At 44.3% G+C, this 17,350-nt stretch carries 18 protein-coding genes; 6 read left to right on the top strand and 12 right to left on the bottom strand.

The genetic code is table 11. From position 1 onward, the window contains the following. Positions 1-75: 75 nt before the first annotated feature. Genes GTH32_RS05600 through moaB form a run of 7 tightly spaced genes read right to left on the bottom strand, consistent with a single transcriptional unit; the run spans position 76 to position 4,570 of the window. A complete protein-coding gene (locus GTH32_RS05600; protein ID WP_163084257.1) occupies positions 76-1,299 on the bottom strand; it encodes an ATP-binding cassette domain-containing protein in 1,224 nt (407 codons plus the stop codon). Continuing rightward, positions 1,278-1,979, bottom strand: coding sequence for a molybdate ABC transporter permease subunit (modB, locus tag GTH32_RS05595; RefSeq protein WP_163084256.1), 702 nt, complete (start codon positions 1,977-1,979; stop codon positions 1,278-1,280). The genes GTH32_RS05600 and modB overlap by 22 nt, the downstream gene beginning before the upstream one ends. Beyond that, the gene (modA, locus tag GTH32_RS05590) at positions 1,976-2,872 is read right to left on the bottom strand and encodes a molybdate ABC transporter substrate-binding protein (protein WP_163084255.1); all 897 of its coding nucleotides are present in this window, start codon (positions 2,870-2,872) and stop codon (positions 1,976-1,978) included. Before modA ends, modB begins: the two co-directional genes overlap by 4 nt. Then, positions 2,851-3,327, bottom strand: a complete 477-nt coding sequence (locus GTH32_RS05585) for a molybdenum cofactor biosynthesis protein MoaE (protein ID WP_163084254.1) — start codon at positions 3,325-3,327, stop codon at positions 2,851-2,853. Before GTH32_RS05585 ends, modA begins: the two co-directional genes overlap by 22 nt. 5 nt (positions 3,328-3,332) lie before the next feature. Next, the gene (locus tag GTH32_RS05580; protein WP_163084253.1) at positions 3,333-3,581 is read right to left on the bottom strand and encodes a MoaD/ThiS family protein; all 249 of its coding nucleotides are present in this window, start codon (positions 3,579-3,581) and stop codon (positions 3,333-3,335) included. 3 nt (positions 3,582-3,584) lie between these two features. Then, positions 3,585-4,067, bottom strand: coding sequence for a cyclic pyranopterin monophosphate synthase MoaC (gene moaC / locus GTH32_RS05575; protein WP_163084252.1), 483 nt, complete (start codon positions 4,065-4,067; stop codon positions 3,585-3,587). After that, positions 4,064-4,570: a molybdenum cofactor biosynthesis protein B gene (moaB, locus tag GTH32_RS05570; protein ID WP_163084251.1), complete on the bottom strand. Its 507-nt coding sequence runs from the start codon at positions 4,568-4,570 to the stop codon at positions 4,064-4,066. Before moaB ends, moaC begins: the two co-directional genes overlap by 4 nt. 155 nt (positions 4,571-4,725) lie before the next feature. On the opposite strand from moaB, the gene GTH32_RS05565 reads away from it, so the two are divergent. From GTH32_RS05565 to GTH32_RS05555, 3 genes are all read left to right on the top strand, one after another. Then, entirely contained in the window at positions 4,726-5,448 is a 723-nt protein-coding gene (locus GTH32_RS05565) for a HesA/MoeB/ThiF family protein (RefSeq protein WP_246223154.1), read from the top strand. 34 nt (positions 5,449-5,482) lie between these two features. Next, entirely contained in the window at positions 5,483-6,607 is a 1,125-nt protein-coding gene (locus tag GTH32_RS05560) for a M14 family metallopeptidase (RefSeq protein WP_163084249.1), read from the top strand. Positions 6,608-6,792: 185 nt separating this feature from the next. Next, positions 6,793-7,722, top strand: a complete 930-nt coding sequence (locus GTH32_RS05555; protein ID WP_163084248.1) for a transposase — start codon at positions 6,793-6,795, stop codon at positions 7,720-7,722. Positions 7,723-8,014: 292 nt separating this feature from the next. Here the strand turns inward: GTH32_RS05555 and GTH32_RS05550 are convergent, their stop codons facing one another. Next, on the bottom strand, positions 8,015-10,459 hold the full coding sequence (locus tag GTH32_RS05550; protein ID WP_163084247.1) for a zinc-dependent metalloprotease: 2,445 nt from the start codon (positions 10,457-10,459) through the stop codon (positions 8,015-8,017). Between the two features lie 264 nt (positions 10,460-10,723). Between GTH32_RS05550 and GTH32_RS05545 the strand changes: the two genes are divergently transcribed. Next, positions 10,724-11,929: an aminotransferase class I/II-fold pyridoxal phosphate-dependent enzyme gene (locus GTH32_RS05545; protein ID WP_163084246.1), complete on the top strand. Its 1,206-nt coding sequence runs from the start codon at positions 10,724-10,726 to the stop codon at positions 11,927-11,929. Between the two features lie 178 nt (positions 11,930-12,107). After that, positions 12,108-13,283: a saccharopine dehydrogenase family protein gene (locus GTH32_RS05540; protein ID WP_163084245.1), complete on the top strand. Its 1,176-nt coding sequence runs from the start codon at positions 12,108-12,110 to the stop codon at positions 13,281-13,283. 129 nt (positions 13,284-13,412) lie between these two features. On the opposite strand, the gene GTH32_RS05535 is transcribed toward GTH32_RS05540, so the two are convergent. Beyond that, complete coding sequence (locus GTH32_RS05535) at positions 13,413-14,597, bottom strand: pyridoxal phosphate-dependent aminotransferase (RefSeq protein ID WP_163084244.1); 1,185 nt, start codon at positions 14,595-14,597, stop codon at positions 13,413-13,415. 710 nt (positions 14,598-15,307) lie between these two features. Between GTH32_RS05535 and GTH32_RS05530 the strand changes: the two genes are divergently transcribed. Then, complete coding sequence (locus tag GTH32_RS05530; protein WP_163084243.1) at positions 15,308-15,571, top strand: DUF7218 family protein; 264 nt, start codon at positions 15,308-15,310, stop codon at positions 15,569-15,571. Positions 15,572-15,784: 213 nt separating this feature from the next. Here the strand turns inward: GTH32_RS05530 and GTH32_RS05525 are convergent, their stop codons facing one another. The 3 genes from GTH32_RS05525 to GTH32_RS05515 form a co-directional block, all read right to left on the bottom strand. Next, on the bottom strand, positions 15,785-16,141 hold the full coding sequence (locus GTH32_RS05525) for a hypothetical protein (RefSeq protein ID WP_163084242.1): 357 nt from the start codon (positions 16,139-16,141) through the stop codon (positions 15,785-15,787). 79 nt (positions 16,142-16,220) lie between these two features. Beyond that, complete coding sequence (locus GTH32_RS05520; RefSeq protein ID WP_163084241.1) at positions 16,221-16,763, bottom strand: DUF4287 domain-containing protein; 543 nt, start codon at positions 16,761-16,763, stop codon at positions 16,221-16,223. An 80-nt stretch (positions 16,764-16,843) separates the two neighbouring features. Continuing rightward, positions 16,844-17,164 (bottom strand): hypothetical protein, encoded by a 321-nt coding sequence (locus GTH32_RS05515; RefSeq protein ID WP_163084240.1) that lies wholly within the window; start codon positions 17,162-17,164, stop codon positions 16,844-16,846. Positions 17,165-17,350: the final 186 nt, after the last annotated feature.

Raw genomic sequence — 17,350 nt, 5'->3', positions numbered from 1 at the left:
ACCTTTGGTCTGCAGGTACGTATGGCGTTGATGGAGTATTGTCGGGCCCACCACTACTGTTTAATAGCATATCCTTCACACTCTTAACATTTTAAAACGAGCAACCACCCGCATGCCTTTTCGCAAATTTAAGCGCGTAAGGGATAGCTGGCTTACGCGAGCATAAAGTATCTGCGATTGCTTACCACTTTCTTTTGGCGTTACGTCTAATAAAACAAGCGCGCTAGTTGAGGCATTCCCCATGAGCCCATCGCGCTTTATTTCACTTATGGTACAGGGCAATGCATTCACTATACTCATAGTGGTAGCCGCCGTATTAGTTGCGGTATCTATACTTACCTCGTTCGCTGTAATCACCAGCTTAATCGCATCACCGTTCGCAGGGGGGACAACAGCATCGCCCCCCCTCGCCGCCTCCGCATAAAGGGTATGCCCCAGGACATCCACACATAAATAGCCATCTAGAAGCCCACTTGCCGTCCCATCGCCCGTTTGGACACCCACACTTTCTTGGACACCCACACCTTCTTGGACACCCACATCATTATTGTCATCAGGTAAATGAGGTGGTACACCAGAAATTGGGGCGCTATGACGATCAAGTTCTTTTGGAAATATCACACAACCTTGCAAGACGCCAAACACATGTTCTTGGCTGCTATTGTTATTTAAATAATACAGCGCGTCTTGCGCAGCCCCCGCGTAGGACAGGCCTTGGTCTTCAATGATTAACATTACATCGCTGTATCTAGCTAAATCTTGAAGATCGTGAGAAACCCATATGCATTTCATCGGTAATTGCATGGTCAACTGAGTTATGAATGCTAAAACCCGATGGCGCAATCCGATATCTAGCGCGCTTAATGATTCATCTAGTAGGAGAACGTTCGGGCCATTCAATAATGCTCGGGCGATAGCCACACGCTGTCCCTCTCCACCAGATAAAGCCTGAATAGGCTTATCCAAAAGATGGGTTATTTCACAACCCTTTATTACTTGTGCGTAGCTGGCGGCATTAGCACTTGCGTATTGTTGCGCGAGTGCTAAGTTTCCCTTTACGGTTAAATGGGGGAATAGCATAGGCTGCTGAAAAACTAGGCCTATCTTGGGCTCGCTAATATTGGCTTGAGGTAGGTGCCAGTTGACAGTTACCTGAGCGTTACGCTCGAACCCTGCTAAAGCGCGCAATAGTGAGCTTTTTCCGGCGCCGGATGGCCCCGTAATGCCGATAAGCTTGGCATTGCTATTTAGGTGGGTGTCCAGTTTTATTCTATCCTCTAACGAGACGCTAAATTCCAACCAAGCGCTCCTTTACCGCTAAAACGATATAAACCAGTTAACAACAAGAAAGAAAATATTAGTAAACATAAGGAAAGCGCGTGAGCGTCTTGATATTGCAATGCCTCTACTTGTTCATACAGCGCAATAGAAAGTACCTGAGTTTCCCCAGGAATATTGCCACCTATCATAAGTACTACACCAAACTCGCCCACGGTATGGGCGAAACTCAAACCAAAAGCGACAATTGCAGGTGCTTTACACAATGGAAGCACCACCTTAAAAAAACGTTGAAACGACGTTAATCCCAATGTCTGGGCAACTTCTAAATAGCGCCGATCTAGTTGTGTAAAACCGCTATATAGAGGTTGCAAAGCAAAAGGTAACGAATAAATCAGTGAGCCTAACACTAACCCTTCGAAACTAAATGCCAATGGATGCCCGGTTATAGACACCCACGCACCACCAAGCGTACTTTGCGGGGAAAAAGCAACAAGTAAATAAAACCCTAGTACAGTTGGTGGTAAAACCAAGGGGAGTGCGAGTATGGATAAGACAAACGGTTTGGTTTTATGCTGCCAATTCGATAAAACCCAAGCCAAAGGCGTAGCAACCACCATCAAAAGTAAACTAGTGATTAACGCTAGCTTTAATGTCAGCCATATAGCTTGCCACGCTTGAGGGGTTAACGCTTCTGTCATTCTTTACTCGCTGATAATGAGGAAACGGGCTTGTATCCCCACCCCTCTATTTTTTGTTGCACCTTCTTGGATAGTAAATAATTCACAAAGTACTCGGCCAATTGGCGCTGCCTCGCTTGGCTGTCTAGTTTTTTGTGTGTGTCTTCAGCAAAGTGTGTGTCCTGAGAAAAGTGTGTGTCCTGAGCTGTTGCCGGCGCAATTAATATAGCTAAAGACTGTACGATAGGGGAATATAAGCGAGGTGATACAATATCTACATTTGGCTCGTCTTTCACCAGCGAATACGCCACAAATGCACTATCTACGTTACCTGTGCGATAAAACTGATAGGTTTGCAGCACGTTCTTACCCATCACGATGTGCTGCCGCATATTATTCCACCGGGCGTGCCCCTCAAGTACTTCTTTGGCGGCTTCTCCATAGGGTGCTAGTTTTGGGTTTGCAATGGCGAGTTTATATGAGTTTAAGGAAAGCACATCATTGTTTCTGGACAATAATTCTTTAACAGTAATCGGCGCGCTCCTTGATACAAACGCTAATTGTCCCACAGCATAGGGCTCTACATCGGATGTAGACACTCTCCCTGCCTCTATTAAGGCTTTCACCCGGGCCGTATCAGCAGAAAGAAACACATCGAACGCAGCACCGTGCATAATTTGTGCAAACAGGGTGCCACTCGATGATACCGTGATGACCACATCTACATCCGTTGAATGGGTGAATTCTTCCGCTATAGCTTTTAAAGGTGCAGCAAAATTTGCAGCAACTGCCACGCGTAATTTTTCCTTAGCAGAAACATTCGCACTAACTCCTAGCGCGAAAAAAGCCCATAGGCATACTTTCACACAGCATAGAATTTGACGGTAGACCACTAAACTTGCTCTTTCATCCATTGCAACGCAGCCTTGTCATCTGATGCTTTAGCCTCTACCCAATCAGATTTATCGCCGCAGAACTCCTTTTTCCACAGCGGCACAGAGTGTTTCAACATATCCATTAAAAAAACAGCACCATCGAACGCCGCTTGGCGATGCGGGGCTGAACACCCTACCCAAACGATAGGATCTTGGTTATATAATTTGCCTACCCTATGCACTGCTCCTGCAGAGTTAAGCGAGAAGCGAGCAATTGCTTGCTCCACCAGCTTCTTTAAGGCGTCTTCAGTCATTCCAGGGTAATGTTCTAACTCTATGCCTTCAATTGTACCCGAAGCATTGCTATCACGGACCAAGCCAGTAAACGTAACAATCGCGCCAGAGTTGCCTTTTGATACATTATTAGCATTGGCTAACAAGCGATGGTACAGCGAATCTTGGTTGAAGTTGGCTTCCTGAATTTCTGCAAACATATGTCCTATCCTCCCGTAACAGGAGGGAAAAAAGCGATTTCATCGTTTTCTTGTAACGTTTCTTTTTCGTCGCATAATTGATGATTACGTGCAGTTAAAATACTCCCTTCTAACGCAAGTGACCACTTCTCATTCAGTGATCGAAGATGTGTCTTCACCTCGGCTATTGTAGAGCCTTGTGGCATAGACAGGGCCAGTACAGGCACTTGACTCAATTCGCGAGTTTGAGCGAAGGTTTTTATCATTATCTGCATGGGTTATCCATTCTCACTTTGCCAGTGACCTGTTTTGCCGCCTTTTTTTTCAAGCACTCTTACTCCTTCAATATGCATGGCTGGATCTATAGCCTTGCACATATCAAACAAAGTAAGTAGTGCGACATTCACGCCAGTTAACGCTTCCATTTCAACGCCGGTTTTACCGCTTAATTTACAGTAACACGTTGCCTGAATACGATTTTTTTCGCTGTCGATTTGAAAGTTAATATCAACTTTTGACAAGGCTAACGGATGGCATAGAGGAATGAGGTCTGCACAGCGTTTCGCTCCCTGTATCCCCGCGACTCGAGCCACAGCGAACACATCACCCTTGGCGATATTGGACTGAGATATCTGCGCTATTATGTGTGGGTCAGTATAAAGGTACCCTTGTGCCCTAGCCTCTCGTACGGTAATCGCTTTATCGCTCACATCTACCATGTTTGCTTCACCGCCAGCGTTTAAGTGACTGAAGGTACTCATGCGTCCACCAAGTGTTTAACAAAATTACATGGTTTAAAATTAACATCCAATTGACTTTCGATGATTTTCTCCCACGCCGTTCGACATGCGCCTGTTGAGCCTGGTAAACAAAAGATAACCGTATTATTCGCGAAACCAGCGATTGCGCGCGATTGTATAGTCGATGTACCAATTTCCTGATAGCTCACATGCCTAAATAACTCTCCAAACCCACTGACTTCTTTATCAAATAGTACACTTATTGCTTCTGGCGTTGAATCGCGATGCGTAAAGCCTGTACCTCCCGTAACGAGTATTGCGTGAATACGCTTATCTGCTATCCACTTCGATACAATCGCGCGTTGCTCGTAAATATCGTCTTTTACCAATTCGCGGGCGGCCAATTTGTGGCCTGCGGTGGTCAGCGCATCTTTTAAATAGTCTCCAGATTTATCAGTATCCAGAGTACGGGTATCGGAAATAGTGAGTACAGCGATATTCAAGGGCTGGTTAACTACAGACATATAAAATCCTAAATTGCTATGCGACATTTGCGCTGACTTTGGTAAAGTACACGCATAATCTACTTATTGGTTAACACTTTATAGGGGTGTGCGGCATGAATTCAACAGTTAACTTATCATAACCTATGACCAAGACCCTCTCACATGAACAAGTAATGCGGTATAACCGCCAAATCGTTTTACCCCAAGTGGATATTTCTGGCCAAGAGTCGCTGTTAAATGCCCATGCAATTATCATTGGTGTGGGAGGCTTAGGAAATGCAGCGGCCACGAGTTTGTGCGCCAGTGGCATAGGTAAAATAACACTCATTGACTTTGATACCGTTGATTCAACCAATCTACCTCGTCAGACGTTATTTGCTGAATCAGATGTAGGTAACAATAAGGTAGATGTTGCACAAACTAAGCTATATCAGCTTAATCAACAATGCGAAGTAGTAGCCGTTAAGCAAGCGCTTAATGCGTCTCATGCAACGTTATTTGAACAGGCCGACGTTGTTCTAGATTGTTCAGATAATGCGAGCGCGCGCGACTTAGTAAATACTTTATGTTTTCAAACCTCCACACCGCTAGTGAGTGGCGCAGCTATCCGGTTTGAAGGACAACTGTTTGTTGCCATTCCAGGTACTAGCCAATGTTATGGGTGTTTACGTACATTTTTTGCAGCCCCAGAACTTAGTTGTGTCGAAGCGGGTATATTCTCTCCTATTGTTAGTATCATTGGTACATACCAAGCACTACTTGCTTCCCAAGTAATTATGAATAAAGGAGAAATCCCGCTCAATACATTAATTACGTTTGATGGGCTTTCGCACCAATGGCAACGCTGGAAGCTACCTAATAATACCGCATGTGAAGTGTGCCGAACTCATCCCTAACTATTCAAAATAAAAAATTAATGAGGCTTACTTTATGACAACTGAGGTTGTTAAGACACACATAGTTGTAGCGCAGAATGCATCCGGGCGTAATATGAATGTCCCTATTTACCGTATGCAAGGGTCGCGCCCCGGCCCAACCGTTTATATTCAAAGCTCAATACACGGTGCTGAAGTACAAGGTAATGTTGTTATATACCAATTAATTCAGCGCCTTAAAAAAATGGATGTGTGTGGAGAGATTATACTCGTGCCAAATTGTAACCCAATTGGCACAAACATTAAGGCAGGCGAATATACGCTTGGGCGATTCGACCCGGTAAACGGGACGAATTGGAACCGCGGTTATTTTTTTGACGAAGAGGCTGTAAAAAGATTTGCGCGAACCGTTACTCCCGAAGAATCGATTGACGGTGTAAAAAAACGCTTCCGTTCGCATTTATTAAACGCAATCAATAAAAAGCTGGCGGAGCCATGGGGACTAGGGTTAGCCCAACAACTTAACTTAAAATTACAGCAGATGGCGGTAAACGCAGATTTCGTGCTCGATTTACATAACGGGCCTGTGTCTACTCGACATGTTTATATTCCCGAGTACGCGAAAGAAAGCGCTGCTCTTTTCAACATTCCTCATTGCATTTTCATTCCGAATGTTTTTGCAGGGGCCTTAGATGAAGCTACATTTTGCCCGTGGTGGACGCTACAACAGCAAGTTAAGAAAAACCTAGGAAGGCAGGTTTCTTTTGGTGTAGAAGCATTCACTTTGGAAATGGGTAGCCAAGAAGTTATTAACTTCAAAGAAGGCAACATTGATGCTACCAGCATTGTTAGCTATTTAAACGCAAAAGGCGCGTTACATAGCTGTGATGTTACTCCTGACAATATGCTACGAATAGGGGTATATTTACGCGATTACAAAACGCTTTTTACTGACTGGGGTGGCATGGTGGAATATCTTGCTAAACCGGGTAGCCCTATAAAGCAGGGCGACGCCATGGCGCAGATATTAAATATAGACGATTTAGATAACGAAAATGGCAGTCGAACTTTAGAGGCACCGTGTGACTTAATACCTATCTTACATTTTCCCTCAGCATCAGTACTAAGTGGAACGCAGTTGTATAAGGTATTTACCAACTACGAAACGCTAACAGAATAAGTGCTGAAGCAAAATCCCTTCTCTTTAAATCCATAAGTCCAAGCCCGAGACACCCACATATCAATATGGGTGTCTTAATACTTAGGGTCACTGAAAATCAAAACTGGCCGTTAATACAGTTAAAAAAGGTCAAAAAGAGCCCCATTATATTTCTATTAAATTACAAATAGGTAATAGGATTTTCTATGCCTCGGCCTCGCAAATCACTCATCAGCTTAGATGAGACTCCTTTTTATCACTGCGTATCTCGTTGCGTTCGGCGCGCGTTTTTGTGTGGAAAAGACAACGTTAGTGGAAAAAGTTTTGAGCACCGTAAGCAGTGGGTAGAAAATCGATTGTTATTGCTTGCCAAAGTCTTTGCTATTGATATTTGTGCTTACGCCGTGATGAGTAATCATACTCATGTGGTTTTATGCGTTGACAAAAGTTCCGCAAAATCATGGAGTACTGAGGAGGTTTTGCGGCGCTGGCATAAGCTCCACAAAGGAACTTATCTTACAAGACAATATATTGATGTTGAGGAACGGCGCAAACTTTCAAAGACTCAAATAGAGGGTGTTATATCAATTGCCAATATATATCGTAGGCGGCTGTACGACATAAGCTGGTTTATGCGGCTACTTAACGAGCACATCGCCCGCAAGGCAAACAAAGAAGATGATTGTACTGGGCGCTTTTGGGAAGGTAGATTTAAGTCCCAAGCTTTGCTTGATGACGCTGCGGTGATAGCCTGCATGGCTTACGTTGACTTAAACCCCCTCAGAACAGGCAAGGTAAAAACACCAGAGTCCGCTGGCCATACAAGCATTAAACGAAGAATTCGAGCAGCAAAAAATAACCAACAGCCTCGCCAATTGCTCCCCTTTATCGGCTACACCCAGCAATCATCAGGCAAAGGGCTGCCATACCGTTTAGATGATTATTTGCGCTTAATTGACGTTACTGGGAGGCAATACACAGTAGACAAACCAGGAACCATACCTGCCAACTGCGAACCGATACTACGGAGAACAGGATTAGACCATGTAAACTGGACTGACTTGGTCGACAATATTGAAAACCATTTTTCAAGTAACATTAGCCTAGCTATAGCGAAAAAGAAACTAACAGCATAGGTAAGTTGTAACTCCTACAATTTCACGCCAAAAGAGCGTTCTAGCGTTCAACATTTCCCCACACATTATACTACGTACTAGTAATCCTAGGTCTTCTCTAAGAAAGCGACTATATTTTGTGCTAATTGGCGTTACGCTAGGTATACGTTAATGCCATTTGAAATAAGACATCCACTTTAAAGGGTGGGTGTCTTAAATATGTAAACTTCAGGGAAGGTGCTTTACATGGCACGCTTAACAAGACACCCACCTTTAGGGGTGGGTGTCTTAAATGAAAGTGGGTGTCTTGGCGTTAAATCGGTGAGCCGGGCGGTAACGGCTTCACTTCAAAGCTTGCTGGCCATTGCCCTGTTTTCCAATAGGTATCGAAGTAACCATGCAAAACTTCATACTCATCATTGTCTGCTTCATCTTCTAACCATTCATGGAACTCGATCAACGCTTTCTGAGCGGCAAGCTTCACTTCTGGTGCCAGTGCTTTATTTTCAACCGCCTGGATAATAGCATTAAGCGCTACCAACCTTAGCCGCTTAGCCAGTGGGCTTGTTTCGCCTTTATACCAATGTACCGATAGAATTTGTCGAACTAGCATTTCTACCCCCACTTTCTTGCGGCGATCTTGACTGCTCATCATCTGCCACTCTAAACGGTTCAGCCGTTCAGGATGCAACAACAAGCCAAATGCAAAATTACTTGCAGAAGCTGCCGCTGATAGAGGGTCTAACATTAAGCCCATTTTGCTACCAAAATGCTCTCGAGTAACGTCGCTACCATACGCAGTAGGCGGAATTAACGATAGAAGGGGCTGAGGTATCGTCAAATATTCCGGTGTGGTTGCAGTGATTAATTGCTGCATTGCACGTTGTTGTATCTGAGGCGGCACAACTTTCTGCCCTAATGGCGTAGAATAGTCACCCTTTCGCTCATATTCGTATACCAAGCCTCCAACTTGCTTCGCCACCGCTTCCAATTGATACCTATGCAACAGATAAATAGGCACTAATTTATCTTCAAGAGAAGATAACGCGGAGTTGTCAGGCAAGGTTTCTAAGCCAAGGTTATTTAGTGCAATGCGGCGAACGTCGGATATATGCTCAAATTCAGCAAGGGGATCGCTGCCATTTTCCCACATATGGCCGTTTGACGACGCGTGCCTTGCGCTCCGTGTATCGGCGTCTGATTTAAAGCTTAAGCCCGCAGACCGGGCTTTCATTATAATTTTGCCCAGTGATTCTTGTTCATCGGCATTACCGCCGAAGTCTTGATAGCCATAAGCGATAGCATGTTTATCCCATACCCCTATGCCTCTATCATAGGCATCGTTTAAGCTTATCTTACCGTTTATTAGACTAATTTTCGGGTGCGGATAGTCCATTACCGAGGCGCGGCTGTTTTCGCTGGCTGCGAAATTATGCGCAATGCCGAGTGTGTGTCCCACTTCGTGGGCTGATAGCTGCTTTATACGATCTAGGGCCATGTTTTGCTGGGCTGTGGTGGTAGATTTTTCACCACTAAACGGGCTCGTTAATCCTAATGCAATGAGATAATCTTGGCGCACGCGTAACGAGCCTAACGTAACGTGGCCTTTAATAATTTCTCCAGTTCTTGGATCTACTACCGATGAACCATACGACCACCCTCGGGTCGCCCTATGTACCCAATTTATCACGTTATAACGCACGTCCATAGGATCAGCGCCCTCGGGTAACACCTTAACTTGAAAAGCATTTTTATAGCCCGCGGCTTCAAATGCTTGACTCCACCAACTCGCGCCCTCTTTGAGCGATGACATCACAGGCTCGGGGATACCCGGGTCAAGATAGTAAATAATAGGCTCCACCGCTTCGCTTATAGGGGCGTAAGGCTCTTTTTTAGCTAAACGATGACGAGTAATGAAGCGTTGCTCTGTAGGTTCACTAATCGGTGTCGAGTAATCGAAATAACGGAATTTCCAATACCCAGAGTAAGGATGATATTCTCTTGGTTGATAGCCCTCTTCGGGTAGCGCTACAAAGGAGTGATGAAGGTGTACACTTAAACTTTCTGGATCAGGAGTAACTTGACTCACATATTCCCCCGGATGGCTCCCTTTGTACGTTACCAGCGCTTCTAGCTCAGTATTTCTTTCAAACCCTTTAGTACGCGCTAAGTAAACACCGCTACGCAGCGGATCAATACTAAAACTGCCCTGTTTTCTCCCTGAAAGACGGTTTTTAATGCCATGAATGTCACTTAATAAAAAGGGAGTGTAATCAATAAGGTTCGCTGTATCATCTTGCGCCACGATCACAAAGCCTGCCAATACAGAGTCGGCGAAAGCTTCATCAATACTTTGCTTTTCCGCCTCACTTCCGTGCGAAGCGCGATACTTTGTATTTATTTGTTTAAGCAGTAGTTTATTTCCGAAACGTTCAAAGCCAATAAGGCGGGTTTTCCCTAATTGTCCGCGATCTAGGCCAATATCATTTGAGCCAACACCGTGAGGTAAACTGCTTTGAAATAAATACTGAGTGGGTGAACTAGGCACAGACAAGTAGACTTTGTCGTTTGTACCATCATAATAAATGGGAATTAGACCGTCTTTCTCAGTCATATTCTGTGTAAATTCATCAATACTTGGTAATGCGGCCCAAACAGAAGGTGTGCATAGGGTAAGTAACACAAATAGCGAGACAATTGTAAATCTCTGCGTGCCTATCTGGCGTGCCTGCTTTAACAAACGTATTAAGTGCGGCATTGAATTAATCCTTGTGTGAAAATGTGTGGTAGTGCCCACTATGTCGGTTAATTTACGACCCTGCACTGCCCCAACTAAGCACTAATAAACAATAGCTTAAGTTCTTATAAAAGGTTCAGTAACCTAGCCTACCCCAATGCTGACACTTTGCCTATGGCCTTTTACTATTAAAGCCTAATTTATAAAAAACACTTGAATAGTTGAGCTGAGTATTCCCTAATATTCGCCGCTTGAACAACAATTACTAAAGAACAGGTTTTTATTTTGAAGTTTGCTGCACGTGCTACCGCCATTTCTCCTTTTCTCGCTATGGCTTATGGAGAAAAAGCCACTACACTTTCTGAACAAGGTTTCGATGTTATACGCCTAAATATAGGTGAGCCAGACTTTGGTGCGCCCTTAGCGGTTGTAGAGGCAATGAAGAGTTCATTGGATGAACCTAGTTATGCCTATACTTCGGCGTTAGGCACACCTGAGCTGCGTCAAGCAATTGCTCGCTTCTATCAACAAAAACACAATGTAAACGTAACCCCATCACGCATTGTGGTTACTGCCGGTGCCTCGGCGGCACTTTTGTTAGCCAGTGCCGCGCTCGTGGAGCCTGGTGACAATGTCATTCTTGGCGATCCCTCCTACCCATGTAATCGACGGTTTCTTAACGCCTTTGGCGCAGATGTCACCTTAGTACCTACCAATAGCAAAAATAACTTCCAGCTTACCGCGAAAGAAGTAGAAAAGTACTGGCAACCCAACACAAAGGGTGTACTCATCGCCACACCAGCGAACCCCACTGGCACCGCAATCTCTGTTGATGAACTTACGGCTATTGGTCAAATTTGTAAAAGCCGTGGCGGCTTTCTAATTGTTGATGAAATTTACCTAGATTTATCGTTACACTCAGAAAGGGACAGTGACACATCGCCATTACAAACCGTCCTCACCAAGCACCATCTTAGTGAGTGTACGATCGTCATTAATAGCTTCTCAAAATACTTTGGTATGACTGGCTGGCGTCTTGGCTGGTGCGTGGTGCCAGAAAACATGACGCCGGTGATTGAACGTTTAGCGCAGAATCTGTTTATTTGTCCTTCTACCTTGGCCCAGCATGCAGCATTAGCATGCTTCACACCTGCCTCATTAGCCCAATGTGAGGCGAATAAAGCCACTTTGGTAAAACGCGCAGAATTGGTATTTTTCGCCATCGATAAAATGGGGCTTAAAATAGACGCGCACCCAGACGGGGCTTTTTATGCTTATATCAATATACGAAATACCGGCCTTAACGCAATCGAGTTTTGCGATAAATTACTCGCGCATCATCACGTTGCACTAACCCCCGGCAATGACTTTGGCGAACATAACGCAGAGCACTATGTGCGACTGTCATTTGCTACCGAAGAAGGTAAATTAAAAGAGGGGCTACGCCGCATAGCCTTGTTCGTTTCTTCGCTTGATGATGTCACTAACTGAAACACTCATTTTAACAGGCTTTTTTTTTGCGCAATCGCTAAAAGCAGCCCCTAGCGCTGCTAAACGTGGGCGAAAACGGTTTCATGAATACACAAATATTATCCAAAAAAATAATACATGGGGGCACTAGCACGTATATTGAAGCTAACGGTACACAGCGAATAAATAGGACATAATAATGAGTACAGAGCGAGAATTTGATGTTGTGATCTTCGGCGCCACGGGCTTTACAGGCAAATTAGTTGCCGAATATTTTCAAGCTCAATACGGCAGCGACAGCAGTGTTAAATGGGCAGTTGCCGGGCGAAATGAGCGCAAACTGGATGACGTGAAAGATGAGCTAGGTATTACCAATGAAGTCGCCTCTATAATCGCTGATGGCGATGATGAAGAAGCACTATCGGCACTAACCAAACGTGCGCGGGTTGTACTTACCACCGTAGGGCCTTATCAAATCTACGGTGAGAAACTTTTGTCTGCCTGCGTTGATAACGGCACCGGATACGTTGACTTATGTGGTGAGCCTGCGTGGATGCACCAAATGATTGGCAGATATGAAGAAAAAGCTAAAAAAACGGGTGCTAACATTGTGTTCTCATGTGGCTTTGACTCAGTTCCATTCGATCTTGGTGTCTACTATCTTCAGCAGCATGCAAAACAGCAAACGGGCAATGCTATCGAGTATGTAAAAGGCCGTGTTCGTAAAATGCAGGGAACCTTTTCAGGTGGTACCGCGGCGAGTTTGAAAGCAACCATGGCCGCTGCTCACAAAGACAAGTCGATAATGGCGGCATTGATCAACCCTTTTTCATTGGCAGATAACAACCACACGCAGCCCCAACCTGACGGCAATAAGCCGTACTACGACGAAAGCTTAGGCACCTGGGTTGCTCCTTTTATCATGGCAGCAATTAATACTAAAAATGTACATCGTACTAACTATTTAAGTCATTACGCGTACGGACAGGCATTTCAATATGATGAAATGATGATGACAGGGCCCGGTGAAAAAGGCGAAGCTATGGCGAAACATGTTGCTCAGGATAAATCGCTCGCAAGCAGTGATGGTCCAAAACCGGGTGAGGGTCCAGGTAAAGAAGAACGTGAAAATGGCTTTTACGACCTCGTATTTACCGGTATCGCTACCACAGGGGAAATGCTCGCAGTAGCGGTTAAAGGCGACAAAGATCCAGGGTACGGGTCAACGAGTAAAATGATTTCAGAGTCAGCGCTATGTTTATGCAAAGACGTAGCATTAAGCGGCGGCTTTTATACCCCAGCGGCAGCGTTAGGCGAAAAACTCATTGAACGCTTAACCGCGAAGGCAGGGCTAACCTTTACCATCGAAAAATAGTCAAGTAAGTAACACTGATACACGAAAGGCTCAATGGTTTGCATTGAGCCTTTCTATTTACTTAAGAGGGGGCCGCTATTAGGTGTTGTTTTTAGCGGCGCTTTTTACCTCAATATTCCACCCAACCCTTTATGCTAAAACCGCTTTTAACGCGCTTACGCAAGCGTCGGTTTCTTTAGGCGTACCCACGCTGATACGCGACCACGTATCATAGCCCGGCCATGTTCTTCCCACTACCTTAATGCCTTGTGCCTTCATCTTTGCGGCAAACTCATCGTGCGGCATACCCGTATCCATATATATAAAGTTACCCTGTGGGTTTTTGGCATACTCTCTGCCTAATGTCTCAGCAGCGTTAGTAAGCTTTTCACGCTCAGCTTTTATACGCGCTCGCATGGTATTTAAATTCGCATGATCGTCCATGCTGGCTATGCCCGCCACCAAGGCTAAGTAATTCACGCCCCCCATTCTTAACATTCTTCCCATAGGTTTAGCTTGCTCTGCTGGCATAATTGCATAGCCTAAACGTTGACCTGCCATGGCGTGAATTTTAGAAAATGTACGACAGATAACCACGTTGTGCCCTTCCGCCACAAGCTTCGACTGTACATTGGCTGGGTATGCATCAGACATTTCAATGTAAGCTTCATCAATAAACACCTGCGCTTTTTTAGATACCCGCTTTGCAAACGCAGTAAGTTTCGCAGCGTCAACCATACTTCCTGTAGGATTATTCGGGTTGCATACATACACCGCCGTAGTATCTTCGGTAACTGCGGCTTCAATCGCGTCTAAATCGAAAGTCATGTCTGCAGCTAATGGCACATAGGTTACATCTGCACCCATGAACTCCGCACCGCGAGGGATCCCTTCATACGTTGCCATTGAGGTAACAAGCTTGTTGCCGTTTTTGGTTATCCAGTCTGCATAGCCGAACAAAATTGGCGATGAACCATTGGTCACTACTATTTGATCTTCCGATACACCTTCCTGTGCTGCAATTTTTTTAACCAATACATCTACCGTTGCATCAGCATAACGTGCCAAATTAAATAGCTCGCCTTGCATTGCCTTAACCGCCTCTTTCGAAGGCCCAAAGGCATTTTCGTTCGACGATAATCTTACCAATCCATCATTTACGTTAGGGGTCGCCGAAGGAAAATGCTCTGTTTTCATGCCAGCTGCACTAAACTCTTTTACACTTGAGTCAACGCATGCGCTTAAAGCCACGGCACCTGCGCCAAGACCAAGAGTTTTTAACCATTTACGGCGTGATGTATTTACGGAAGGAGGTATAACGGACGCTTGTTTCATAAAATACTCTGTCTGGGGGTTCATTCTTGAATTTTTAGACTAATCGGTAAATGCAGGGGGCGCAAGAGGCAAAACAACGCTAAGCCATTGATGATTATGCACTTTATTGGTGCGAGCTTGCACGTTTTTATGCAAGTGAAGTTTTCTCTTGGTAGCGACTTAAGGCATAAATAAAATTTCAATAGCCACCACACACAGTAGCCACTATGCATAGTAGCGGCGCTAAGTTGCTTATATTTCTTTAAGAATTCTATCGTTCGTTACCTCATTGTGGCATGACACCCTAAAAGTTATGCCCACAAGAAAAACAAACAACGATGGTCTATCTACCGTGAGATATCTCCTGTTCGGATAGGCGCTTTGTGCTACAAAAAAGTGCAAGGAACGAAATTACTATTTTGCCCTTTGCGATGAACAACGGGTTTGGCTAGATAACTTGCCTAAAAATACGTCTGATTAGTACGCTGCAGGTATGTTTAAATTTAAAATTAATCTAAATCGCTGGGTTATAAGTATCCTACCTTGAACAACGTTTTTTCTTAGCTCCGCTTTTTCTAGAGTCACTGAACTAGGCCGTTATGACGACGCTGTCCTCACAACGGCCTCGTACCCTAAGCAGAGACAAACAGGGGCCATTACACGGATAGTCTAAATAAAATTATGACGGTGGGAGCGGATAGCACTTAACTTCAAAAATTTGAGAGGCGTATATGGCAGATGACAATTCAAATAGGATAAAGGATGAAGATACTTACGAAGCGCTAAGAGATGAAGGCTACAGTAAGGAGAAATCAGCCCGTATTGCAAACGCGCAGGCTAACGATAATCAGTCCCCCTCAAAGAAAGGCGGCGGCAGTAAAAAATATGAAAACCGCACTAAAAAAGAGCTATACGAACGCGCTAAAGAAGTGGGAATAGAAGGCCGTTCAAACATGAGTAAAGATGAACTAATCGACGCCCTTCGCCACCATTAGACCCCTTTCGGCTATTCTAGCGAAAAGCGCTATGTTGATGTAAATATTTACCCTATGGCTATATACATGGAATGTGGGTAGCCATAGGCGAGATAAATAAAAGGAATTATCAGCGACAAAAAAGGGTTATTTTTGTGTCACTAGCCATAGTGATGAAAGGCGTTACATCACTATGTTGCCGAGATTCCTTTAACCTTATCTCACATTCGCACTTTACTTGCTATTATGCTCAATAGTGTCGTGTGTGGGTGCGCTTATGTGGTACGTTAATTTACAGTCAATATACTTAAGCATCTTATTGACCACGCTAGGCACCTCTATTGTAACCGCGCTATTTAGTCCGCCAGCAGACACAAAGATGTCGCAGTCTTCATACTGAATTTGTTGGCGAATAAAATAATCGTTTAGTTCGTCAAAATAGGCTTTTTGAAGCGGAACTATGCCTACAAATACGCCGGTTTGCTCATGGGGATAAAAAGACGCACCATTAATTTCTTTTTTCAGGGTGTAAGCTTGCATTCTATCTAAGTTTAAAAATCGAAAGCTTACGTTTACGCTAGCACTACTCAACGTGAATACAACCTACTTCTTGATGATTAATCCGGCCAGTATACAAGGTTAAGGTAACTTTAAAAGGAGCTAAAAACATTCAAACCGAGCCGTTATAGGCGGTCAAAAGCCAGTTTTTCACGTCGTTATTTACATCATCCACACTGTTTAACTGAATTCTATGGGTGCACATTGTTCCAAACGGGCCTGAATCTTCTAAACAACCCTGGGTTTCAATACCTTTTAATTTCAACCCCAGATCTACGCGTGTTTTCGTGGCTGGCTTAATCAGCGCGAATTGTTTCTTTCTAATAAGACTAACGCTTCCTTTTTTAGGCGTAATAGTCACATCATCACCGAATGCAGTTACGACCTCTATTAAGGCATTATAAATTGGCCTAAGTAACGCTTTGCCTTGGTATTGATTTTCAATAAGCGCGTATGGCGTCGTCTCATCTATTTTGGAAAGGGTAACAATGGTATTGGCATAACCATGGGTTACACCATGCGCTGACTTTAAATAGTTAACGGCTTCAGCATGTTTTTCAAACGGCATTGATGCCAACACGCGCTGCCATTCCTGTAAGCTTTTGCCTGTCTTTATAGGCATATTTTCGATCATCGTTTGAAGCGCTTGATCCATTACCTCTTCCTTTTAACCAGATTTGACGGTATCACTTATACAGAGAATCAATATACTCACAGACACTTTTAGCAGTATTGCTAATCCCAAAAGTCAGTATTTAATGACGTCGAAAACTTAACAAAGACGTTATAAGCGTGGGCTTCAATGGTTCCAATAACGTACCCTGCTAACATTAATATCAGGGGTATTCCAAGTATGGCGCCGAAGGCCATAGAGGAACCCAGTCCAAGGCCTGATGAAACGCCAGGTAGGGAACCTAGTATGCCGACAGAAATCAATATATCTAGCGCTAACCCTCCTATAGCGTAAATAAACCCTAGTAGTGCACCTACCAGTCCAAATAAAAACGCCTGAAATTTTGCAAAAGGATGCACTGCCAATCTATTTCGCTTCGCCACAACTTTTACGCTACTGGTTGCTAGAGCTTTGAGTACCCGACTGTACTATAACTATAGAACATTAATCGACTTATACTCGAGTGGTTGGTTTTTATCTTTGCGTTCAGCAACTCGTACGGCGTCTTTAGGCCAACGTGAAGCAAACACCTCGTTGATCCACATCAACGCAGGTAGCCCTTTGATGGT

Origin of the sequence: Alteromonas profundi (assembly GCF_010500865.1) — a bacterium.
Taxonomy (GTDB): domain Bacteria; phylum Pseudomonadota; class Gammaproteobacteria; order Enterobacterales; family Alteromonadaceae; genus Alteromonas; species Alteromonas profundi.
The sequence above is the reverse complement of the archived record's forward strand: the minus strand, read 5'-3'. Positions and strand labels throughout refer to the sequence as shown.